Source organism: Tabrizicola flagellatus (assembly GCF_008271465.1).
GTDB classification, from domain to species: domain Bacteria; phylum Pseudomonadota; class Alphaproteobacteria; order Rhodobacterales; family Rhodobacteraceae; genus Tabrizicola; species Tabrizicola flagellata.
Map to the genome: position 1 here is coordinate 60,591 of NZ_VMDU01000015.1, position 9,650 is coordinate 70,240.

The 9,650-nt window shown below is 69.9% G+C and carries 8 protein-coding genes; 6 read left to right on the forward strand and 2 right to left on the reverse strand.

Annotation, left to right across the window (positions count from 1 at the left end):
• Positions 1 to 63 precede the first annotated feature (63 nt).
• Genes FL625_RS15410 through FL625_RS15420 form a run of 3 tightly spaced genes read left to right on the forward strand, consistent with a single transcriptional unit; the run spans position 64 to position 3,878 of the window.
• Positions 64 to 1,440: an aldehyde dehydrogenase family protein gene (locus FL625_RS15410; RefSeq protein ID WP_149589567.1), complete on the forward strand. Its 1,377-nt coding sequence runs from the start codon at positions 64 to 66 to the stop codon at positions 1,438 to 1,440.
• A gap of 4 nt (positions 1,441 to 1,444) precedes the next feature.
• On the forward strand, positions 1,445 to 2,605 hold the full coding sequence (locus tag FL625_RS15415; RefSeq protein ID WP_149589568.1) for an iron-containing alcohol dehydrogenase: 1,161 nt from the start codon (positions 1,445 to 1,447) through the stop codon (positions 2,603 to 2,605).
• Positions 2,606 to 2,645: 40 nt separating this feature from the next.
• Positions 2,646 to 3,878, forward strand: a complete 1,233-nt coding sequence (locus FL625_RS15420; RefSeq protein WP_235019444.1) for an NAD(P)/FAD-dependent oxidoreductase — start codon at positions 2,646 to 2,648, stop codon at positions 3,876 to 3,878.
• 86 nt (positions 3,879 to 3,964) lie between these two features.
• Here FL625_RS15420 and FL625_RS15425 read toward each other — a convergent pair whose 3' ends face one another.
• On the reverse strand, positions 3,965 to 4,186 hold the full coding sequence (locus FL625_RS15425; protein WP_149589570.1) for a hypothetical protein: 222 nt from the start codon (positions 4,184 to 4,186) through the stop codon (positions 3,965 to 3,967).
• A gap of 188 nt (positions 4,187 to 4,374) precedes the next feature.
• Between FL625_RS15425 and FL625_RS15430 the strand changes: the two genes are divergently transcribed.
• From FL625_RS15430 to FL625_RS15440, 3 genes are all read left to right on the forward strand, one after another.
• The gene (locus FL625_RS15430) at positions 4,375 to 6,810 is read left to right on the forward strand and encodes a heavy metal translocating P-type ATPase (RefSeq protein ID WP_149589571.1); all 2,436 of its coding nucleotides are present in this window, start codon (positions 4,375 to 4,377) and stop codon (positions 6,808 to 6,810) included.
• Positions 6,810 to 7,223, forward strand: a complete 414-nt coding sequence (gene cueR / locus FL625_RS15435) for a Cu(I)-responsive transcriptional regulator (protein WP_149589578.1) — start codon at positions 6,810 to 6,812, stop codon at positions 7,221 to 7,223. The genes FL625_RS15430 and cueR overlap by 1 nt, the downstream gene beginning before the upstream one ends.
• A 62-nt stretch (positions 7,224 to 7,285) precedes the next feature.
• On the forward strand, positions 7,286 to 8,392 hold the full coding sequence (locus FL625_RS15440) for a hypothetical protein (RefSeq protein WP_149589572.1): 1,107 nt from the start codon (positions 7,286 to 7,288) through the stop codon (positions 8,390 to 8,392).
• Between the two features lie 84 nt (positions 8,393 to 8,476).
• On the opposite strand, the gene galE is transcribed toward FL625_RS15440, so the two are convergent.
• The gene (galE, locus tag FL625_RS15445) at positions 8,477 to 9,463 is read right to left on the reverse strand and encodes a UDP-glucose 4-epimerase GalE (RefSeq protein WP_149589573.1); all 987 of its coding nucleotides are present in this window, start codon (positions 9,461 to 9,463) and stop codon (positions 8,477 to 8,479) included.
• Positions 9,464 to 9,650: the final 187 nt, after the last annotated feature.

The following is a 9,650-nucleotide window of genomic DNA, read 5'->3' on the forward strand; positions in this document are numbered from 1 at the left end:
AGGTCGGGCTTCGGCCCGGCTCTTCAAGATTGGCGGTCTGAAGCCCGCCCTACGAGGACTGACATGAAACCGATCCAACTGATTTCCCCCGTTGACGGCCGGGTCTATGCCGAACGGATGCCGCTGTCGCCCGAGGCCGCCGAGGCGGTCGTCGCCCGGGCGAAGGCCGCGCAGAAACCCTGGGCCGCCCGCCCGCTGGACGAGCGGATCGCCCTGGTCAAGGCCGGGGTCGCCAAGCTGAACGCCATGTCCGAGGTGGTGGTGGAAGAGCTGGCCTGGCAGATGGGCCGCCCGACCCGTTACGGCGGCGAGTTCGGCGGGGTGAACGCGCGCACCGACTATATGGCCTCGATCGCCGCCAAGACCCTCGCCCCCGAGATGATCGAGGACAGCGACAAGTTCCGCCGTTATCTTGCGCGCGAGGCGGTGGGCGTCGTCTTCATCATCGCGCCGTGGAACTACCCCTACCTGACCACGATCAACACCCTCGTCCCCGCGCTGATCGCCGGGAATACGGTGGTGCTGAAGCACGCCTCGCAGACCCTCCTCGTCGGCGAACGGCTGGCCGAGGCCTTCCACGCGGCGGGCGTGCCCGAGGACGTGTTCCAGAACGTCGTCCTCGACCACGCCACCACCGAAGCCCTGATCGCCAAGCGGTCGTTCGGTTTCGTGAACTTCACCGGGTCCGTCGGCGGCGGGCAGGCGATCGAGCGCGCGGCGGCGGGGACCTTCACGCCGCTCGGCCTTGAACTCGGCGGCAAGGACCCGGGCTATGTGCGCGAGGATGCGAACCTCGACGTGGCGGTGGACGTGCTGATGGACGGCGCGATGTACAACGCCGGGCAGTGCTGCTGCGGCATCGAGCGGATCTATGTCCACGAGAAACTGTTCGACAGCTTCGTGGAAAAGTCGGTCGCCTGGGTGGGCCAGCTGAAACTGGGCAATCCCTTCGACGCCTCGACCACGCTTGGCCCGATGGCGCACAAGCGGTTCGCCCAGACCGTCCGCGACCAGACCGCCGAGGCCATCGCCAAGGGGGCGAAGCCGCTCCTCGACCCGAAGAAGTTCGCCGATGACGGCGGCGCCTATCTCGCGCCGCAGATCCTGGTCAACGTCGATCATTCGATGCGGGTGATGAAGGAGGAATCCTTCGGCCCGGTGGTCGGCATCATGCCGGTGAAGAACGACGAGGAAGCCATCCGGCTGATGAACGACTCGCCCTATGGCCTGACCGCGAGCATCTGGACCGAGGACTACGACACCGCCGCCCGGATCGGCGAGAAGATCGAGACCGGGACCGTCTTCATGAACCGCGCCGATTACCTTGACCCCGCGCTCACCTGGACGGGTGTCAAGGACACCGGGCGGGGCACCTCGCTGTCCTATCTCGGGTTCCACTCCGTCACCCGGCCGAAATCCTATCACCTGAAGAAAGTCTGAGACCATGACCCACAACGTTCCCAACCGGAACTGGTCCTATCCCACCGCGATCAAGTTCGGCGTCGGCCGCATCGCGGAACTGGCCGACCATGCCAAGTCCATCGGCCTGAAGAAGCCGCTGCTCGTCACCGACAAGGCGCTGGCGTCCCTGCCGATCACCCAGAACGCGCTCGACATCCTCGACGCCGCGGGCCTGGGCCGGGCGGTGTTCTCGGACGTGGACCCGAACCCGAACGAGAAGAACATGGAAGCCGGGATCGCCGTCTACAAGGCGGGCGGCCATGACGGGGTGATCTGCTTCGGCGGCGGCTCGGCCCTGGACCTTGGCAAGATGATCGCGCTGATGGCCGAACAGCCGAAGAAGCTGAAGGTCTGGCAGCTGGAGGACATCGACGACTGGTACACCCGGGCCGACGCCTCGAAGATCGCGCCGATCATCGCGGTGCCGACGACGGCGGGGACCGGGTCCGAGGTCGGCCGGGCCGGGGTGCTGACGAACAGTGAAACCCACAAGAAGAAGATCATCTTCCACCCGAAGTTGATGCCCGCCGTCACGATCTGCGACCCGGCGCTGACGACGGGGATGCCGAAGTTCATCACGGCGGGCACGGGGATGGACGCGCTGGCGCATTGCCTTGAGGCTTACTCGAGCCCCTTCTACCACCCGATGTCCCAGGGCATCGCGCTGGAAGGCATGCGGCTGGTGTTCGAGAACCTGCCCAAGGTCTACAAGGACCCGAACGACCTTGACGCCCGCGCGCACATGATGAGCGCGGCGGCGATGGGGGCGGTGGCCTTCCAGAAGGGGCTTGGGGCGATCCATGCGCTGTCCCACCCGATCGGCGCGGTCTACAACACGCATCACGGCACCACGAACGCCGTGGTGATGCCGATGGTGCTGGACTTCAACCGGAAGGCCGTGAAGGACCGGCTGGCCTCGGCCGCGGCCTACATCGGCATCAAGGGCGGCTACAAGGGCTTCTACCAGCGCATCCTTGACCTGCGCGAGACGCTGAACATCCCGGAGAACCTGACCAAGCTGGGCGTCAAGGACCCGGATCTCGACATGCTGACCAAGATGGCGCTGGAGGATCCATCCTGCGGCGGCAACCCGGTCAAGATGACCAAGAAGAACACGCGCAAGCTGTTCGAGGCCTGTCTCTGACGGTGCGCTGTAGCGCAGCCTGCGCCCTGGCGCGATGCTGATGCGCGAGACGACCGATATCGCGGTGATCGGTGCGGGCGTGATCGGCCTGACCGTCGCGCTGGAGCTGATCGACCGGGGCCACGAGGTGACCCTGGTCGATCCCGGCCAGCCCGGCATGGGGACAAGCTACGGCAATGCCGGAACCATCGCCGGCTATGCCACCAGCCCGGTCGGCACGCCCGACGTGCTGCGGTCGCTGCCCGCGCTGCTGTTCTCGAAAACCTCGCCGCTGGCGATCCGCCACCGGGCGCTGCCCTCGCTGATGCCCTGGCTGATGCGCTTTCTCTGGCAGTCCTTGCCCGCTCGGGCCCGGCACAATGCCGGTGCGCTGGCCGTCCTGTTGCGCGATGCGGGCGAGCTGTGGGACGATCTGGTCCTGCGGGTGCAGGGGGCGGGCATCCTGCAGCGGCGAGGGTGCCTTTACCTTTACGAGACTGGCGATGCCTTCACCCGCGCCTGGGCCGAGCTGGACCGCCGCCGCGCGCTGGGGGTGGAGGTGGACCTTCTCGGCCCCGAGGCGCTGGCGGCGCTGGAGCCCGGCCTGCCGCCGCAGGCGGGCGCGGCCTTCTTTCCCGCCGCGACCTTCCTGGACGATCCCGGCCGGATGATGGGCCTGATCGCGGCCGAGGTGCTGGGCAAGGCGCGGCTTCTGTCCGCGCGGGCCGAGCGGCTGTCGCGGCGCCCGGACGGCGTGGTGATCGAGGGGCCGGATCTGCACCTGCACGCCCGCCGCGTGGTGATCGCCGCCGGCGCCCATTCCCGCGCGCTGGCGCGGCAGGCGGGCGACCGGATCCCGCTCGACACCGAGCGCGGCTATCATGTCGAATGGGACATGGCCGAGCCGCGCCTGACCCGCCCCGCCTGCCCCACCGCGCGCGGCTTCTACCTCTGCCCGATGGCGGGACGGCTGCGCGCGGCGGGGACAGTGGAACTGGGCGGCCTTCACCTGCCGCCCTCGCCCCACCGCATCGCGAAACTGGTCGAGGGTGCGCGGGCCTTCTTCCCCGACCTCGGCCCGCCCGACCGCGAGTGGATGGGCTTCCGCCCCTCGATCCCCGACAGCCTGCCGGTGATCGGTCCCTCAAGCGGCGGGGGCGAGGTGATCCTGGCCTTCGGTCATGGGCATCTGGGGGTGACGCTGGCCCCGGTGACGGCGCGGATGGTGTCGGCGCTGGTGGACGGCCACGAGCCCGGGCCGGCAGCCCGGGCCTGTCGGCCCGGGCGGTTCTGACAGCAAGACGCCGGCAGAACAAAGTTCCGCCGGCGCAGGGGAATACGATGGGTTAGTCGAGTAGACGCCCGGCCGGCCCGCGAAGCTTAACCGCGCGGCGTCACTTCCTCGTCGTCGTCATTGCCGCAGGCGATGGCGCAGACCAGGACCAGCCCCACAACGACCGGAACGATCCAGCCCGAGCGCGGCTTCTCGGCCACGACTTCCGGCTGCCCCTCTTCTTCCACGATGACCGGACCACCGGCAAGGGCGGCGGTCGAGGTGAGGGCCAGCGAAGTTGCAAGTATCGTAGCAGCGAGGCGTTTCATGTCGGTCCTTCCCGAAGATGAGTTCAATGCGCTATCGGCGCGACCGCGACATTACCACACGAGTTCGTGACCGCAATGCGCCTTCTGGCGGTTGCCCGCAGTTACGGAAAAGCTCGCGTCGGGGCTTGACCTTCCCATGATGGGAAGGCCCATATAGCCGTGGTCCCGACCGAACAAGGAGGTGGACCATGACCGCAAAGCCCACCGAAACCACCCTTACCCTGCCCGTCACCGGCATGACCTGCGCCTCTTGCGCCGGTCGGGTCGAACGGGCGTTGAAGGGCGTGCCGGGCGTCGGCTCGGCCTCGGTCAACCTTGCCACCGAAACCGCCGAGGTGCGCGGCATCGCGCCGGTCGCGGCGCTGATCGGCGCGGTGGAGAAGGCGGGCTATCACGTCGCCGCCCCGCCGCAAGAGCTGGTGATCGAGGGGATGACCTGCGCCTCGTGCGTCGCGCGGGTGGAACGGGCGCTGAAGGCGCTGCCGGGGGTGACGGGTGCCTCGGTGAACCTGGCCACCGAAAGCGCGCGGGTCGAGGGGGTAGCCGACGCCCCCGCCCTGGTCGCCGCCGTCAAGGCCGTGGGTTATAGCGCCCGGGTGGCGTCGGCGGTGATCGAGACCCCTACCCTTCGCCGCGAGGAAGAGGCGCGCGGGCTGACCCGCGACCTGATCCTGTCGGCCGCGCTGACCCTGCCGGTTTTCGTGCTGGAGATGGGCGGGCACATGATCCCGGCCTTTCACCACTGGGTGATGGCGACCATCGGCCAGGGGACGAGCTGGGGGATGCAGTTCCTCTTGACGACGCTGGTCCTGGCCGGACCGGGACGGCGGTTCTTCCTGAAGGGCATCCCGGCGTTGCTGCGGGGAGCGCCCGACATGTCCTCGCTGGTCGCGGTGGGGGCGGGCGCGGCCTGGGTCTATTCGACGCTGGCGACCTTCCTGCCGGGACTGATGCCGCCCGGCTCGGTCGCGGTCTATTTCGAGGCGGCGGCGATGATCGTCACGCTGATCCTCTTGGGCCGCCTGCTGGAGGCGCGCGCCAAGGGCCGGTCCTCCGAGGCGATCGCCCGGCTGGTCGCGCTGCAACCCGCCACCGCGCATCTGCGCCGCGACGGAAGGGTGGAGGATGTGCCTCTCGCCGAGGTCCGCCCCGGCGACGTGCTGGAGCTGCGCCCGGGCGAACGGGTGCCGGTCGATGGCCGCGTGATCGAGGGTGCAAGCTGGATCGACGAATCCATGGTGACCGGCGAGCCGGTGCCGCTGGAAAAGGCGCCGGGCGACCGGGTGATCGGCGGGACGGTGAACCAGACCGGGGCGCTGGCGATCCGGGCCGAGGCGGTGGGCGCCGACACCATGCTGTCGCGCATCATCCGCATGGTCGAGGCGGCGCAGGGCGGGAAACTCCCGATCCAGGCGCTGGTGGACCGGGTGACGCTGTGGTTCGTGCCGGTGGTCATGGCGCTGGCGGCGCTGACCTTCGCGGTCTGGCTGGCCTTCGGCCCCGCGCCCGCGCTGCCGATGGCGCTGGTCAACGGCGTCGCCGTCCTGATCATCGCTTGCCCCTGCGCCATGGGGCTGGCAACGCCGGTCTCGATCCTGGTCGGGACGGGCCGGGGGGCGGAACTGGGCGTCCTCTTCCGCAAGGGCGAGGCGTTGCAGGCCCTGCAGGGGGTCGAGGTCGTGGCCTTCGACAAGACCGGCACCCTGACCGAGGGCCGGCCGGTGCTGACCGCCTTTCACCCCGCCCCCGGCGAGACGCGCGAGGCGCTGCTGCCGATCCTCGCCGCGGTCGAGGCGCAGTCCGAACACCCCGTCGCCCGCGCCATCGTCGCGGCGGCCGAGGGCATGGCCCTGCCCCCGGTCGAGGGGTTCCGCGCCCTTCCCGGCCATGGCGTCGAGGCTCGCGTCGCGGGATCCGACATCGCGCTCGGCTCGGCGGCCGAGATGGCGCGGCGGGGCGTCGATGTCGCGGCCTTCGCGGATGAGGCCGGGCGGCTGGCCGACCGGGGCGAGACCCCGATCCTCGCCGCGCGCGACGGCCGCGCGGTGGCGCTGATCGCGGTGGCCGACGCGGTGAAGCCCACGACCCCGGCGGCCATCGCGCGGCTCAAGGCGATGGGCCTGCGGCTGGCCATGATCTCGGGCGACAGTGCGCGGGCGGCCGGGGCCATCGCCCGCGATCTGGGGATCGACGAGGTGGTGGCCGAGGTCACGCCCGAGGGCAAGGTTCAGGCGCTGCACCGGCTGAAGGCGCAGGGCCGGCTTGCCTTTGCGGGCGACGGGATCAACGACGCCCCGGCACTCGCCGAAGCTGACGTGGGCATCGCCATGGGCACCGGCACCGACATCGCCATCGAGGCGGCGGATGTGGTGCTGGTCTCGGGTCGCCTGCCGGTCCTGGCCGATGCGATCGGCCTGAGCCGTGCGACGATGCGCAACATCCGGCAGAACCTGTTCTGGGCCTTCGCCTACAACGCCGCGCTGATCCCGGTGGCGGCGGGGGTGCTGTATCCCGCCTTCGGGATCCTTCTGTCCCCGGTGCTGGCGGCGGGGGCGATGGCCTTGTCCTCGGTCTTCGTCCTGACCAATGCCCTGCGCCTGAAACGATACGGAGCCCGCGCATGATGACCATCGGAGAAGCTGCCCGCGCAAGCGGGGTCTCGGCCAAGATGATCCGCTATTACGAGGAGACCGGCCTGATCCCCGCCGCCGGGCGCACCGGGTCGGGCTACCGGACCTATGGGCCGAAGGAGGTGCAGATCCTGCGCTTTGTCCGCCGCGCCCGGGATCTGGGCTTTCCTATGGAGAAGGTGGCAGAACTGCTGGCGCTCTGGCGCGACCGGGACCGGGCCAGCGCCGATGTCCGGCACCTGGCCGAGGCACAGATCGCGGCGCTCGACCGGCGCATCCGCGAGATGCAGGAGATGCAGGCCACGCTGAGCCATCTGGTTCGGTCCTGCGCGGGGGACGACCGGCCCGACTGCCCGATCCTCGACGATCTCGGCGGCCATCCCGGCGAGCCCGCACGGCCGGCCTGACACCGCCTTGCGCCCCGCCGCCGCTGCGGCCAAGCTGGGCGGGCACGGCAAGGAGGCAGCCCATGACCCACTCCATCGGTGCCCAAGGCATCCGTTTCGACTTCCGCGCGCGGGGCGGGGTGCTGGACGCCCTCTGCGTCACGGACGAGGGCCGCGACATCGCCCCCCTGCACCGCGCGCCCTGGGCGGCGGCCGAGGTTCCCCCGGACGCCCCGCCGCATCAGGCCTGGCTTGCCGGCGATTTCCTGGCCGCGCCGATGGGGGCGTCGGAGCATGGCCTGCACGGGCGGGCAGCGAATGGCGACTGGCAGGTGCTGGAGGCCCCCGGGGGCACCCTGCGCGCGGTCCTGTCGGGCGCGGTCGAGGGCGCGACGGTGGTCAAGGAACTGTCGCTGAGCGACGGCCACCCCTTCGTCTATCAGCGCCACCTGTTCATCGGCGGCGCGGGGGCGCTGCCGGTGGCCAATCACGCCATGGTCTCGGTCCCGAACGGGGCGCGGCTGTCCTTTTCCCGCAAGCGGTGGTGGGAGACGCTGGCCGAGCCGCTGGAGACCACGCGCGGCCGGTCCTGCCTGGCCTATCCCCGCCGGGCCGAGGACGCGGCCGAGTTTCCCGGCGCCGATGGCGGCACGGTGAACCTGCACCGCTATCCCTGGGGCGCGGCGCATGAGGATTTCGTCGCGGGGGTGGAGGATCCGGCCTCGCGCCTGGGCTGGACCGCCGTGGTCCGGCCCGAGGAGGGCGATCTGTTCCTGTCCCTGCGCAATCCGGCGATGCTGCCGATGACGATGCTGTGGCATTCGAACGGCGGGCGCGATTACGCCCCCTGGAACGGGCGGCACCGGGGCTGCCTCGGGGTCGAGGAAGGCGCGGCGCTGCCGATGCTGGGGCTGTCAGCGCAGGAGACGCCCGATCCGCTGTCGGCCGCGGGGCAGCCGCCGCTTCTGCGGCTTGACCCGCAGGGCACGGTGGAGGTGCGCCATGTGATCGGCGCCATCGCCTGGCCCACGGGGCAGTCGGTCGCCGGGGTGATGCTGGAGGGCGATGTGCTGACCGTCACCGGCGACTGGGGGGCGGAACGCAAGCTGCCGATCCGAGGCGGCTGGATGGGCGGCACCGCGCCGCAAGCGCCCGCGCCGAAGAAGCCCGCGCTCGACTGGGATCTGTGACCGGGCGGAAGCCCGGACTTTGCGAAAAGTCCGGACCGGAGCCTTGCAAGGCTCCGACACGATTTCCTTGAAGAAATCGTGCGCCTATTCCGAGAACCCCGGCTTTTGAGCCCAGGCCCAGGCATCGCCGATCATCTGCCGCAGGGTGGACCGTTTCGGCTCCCAGCCCAGCTCCTCGATGGCATGGGTCGAGGACGAGACGAGCATCGCCGCATCGCCCGGGCGCCGGTCGCCGATCACCACCGGCACCTCGCGGTTGGTGACCATGCGGCTGGCCTCGATCACCTCGCGCACCGAAAAGCCGCGTCCGGTGCCCAGGCAATAGACCCCGTTCCCCTTGCCCGCGAGCAGCCGTTGCAGCCCCAGGACATGCGCATCCGCCAGGTCCGAGACATGCACGTAGTCGCGCACGCAGGTGCCGTCCGGCGTGGGATAATCGGTGCCGAAGACCGTCAGCGCCGGGCGCTTGCCCGCCACCGCGTCCAGCATCAGCGGGATCAGATGGGTCTCGGGCGTGTGCTGCTCGCCCGTCTCGCCCTCGGGGTCGGCGCCCGCGACGTTGAAATATCGAAAGATCACATGCGAGATTCCGGCGGAAACCCCGAAGTCGCGCAGCATTTGTTCAATTGCCAGTTTCGAGCCGCCATAGGCGTTGATCGGCCGCTGCGGGGTGTCCTCGGTCAGGAGCACCCCGTCCTGGTCGCCGTAGGTGGCGCAGGTCGAGGAGAAGACGAAGTTCCGCACCCCCGCCGCCGCGCAGGCTTCCAGAAGGTTCAGCGCGCCGGTGACATTGACGCGCCAGTACAGGCCGGGGTCCTTCATCGACTCGCCGACCAGCGACAGCGCGGCGAAATGCATCACCGCGACGGGCCGGTGCTCGGCCAGCGCCGCGTCGATCGCGGCGCGGTCCATCAGATCGCCCTTCACCAGCGGACCCCATTGCACCGCGCCCTTCCAGCCGGTCGAGAGATTGTCGAAGACGACCGGAAGGAAACCGGCCCGTGCCAGGGCCTTGCAGGCATGGGCGCCGATATAGCCCGCTCCGCCCGTCACCAGCACTCGATCCGTCATTGCCCCTGCCCCCAATATCCGGCCCCGGCGCGTGGTGTGCGTTGAAACCACCGCGCTTGTCCAGCCCGTCCCCGACGTCGGGCCGGATCAGAGGAACATCAGGTCCCCCAGCGCGAGGGAACAGCCCTCCTCCATGCTGAACAGCGCCACCGCATTGGCGCTGGATCCGCCGTCGAGGTCGAGGAAC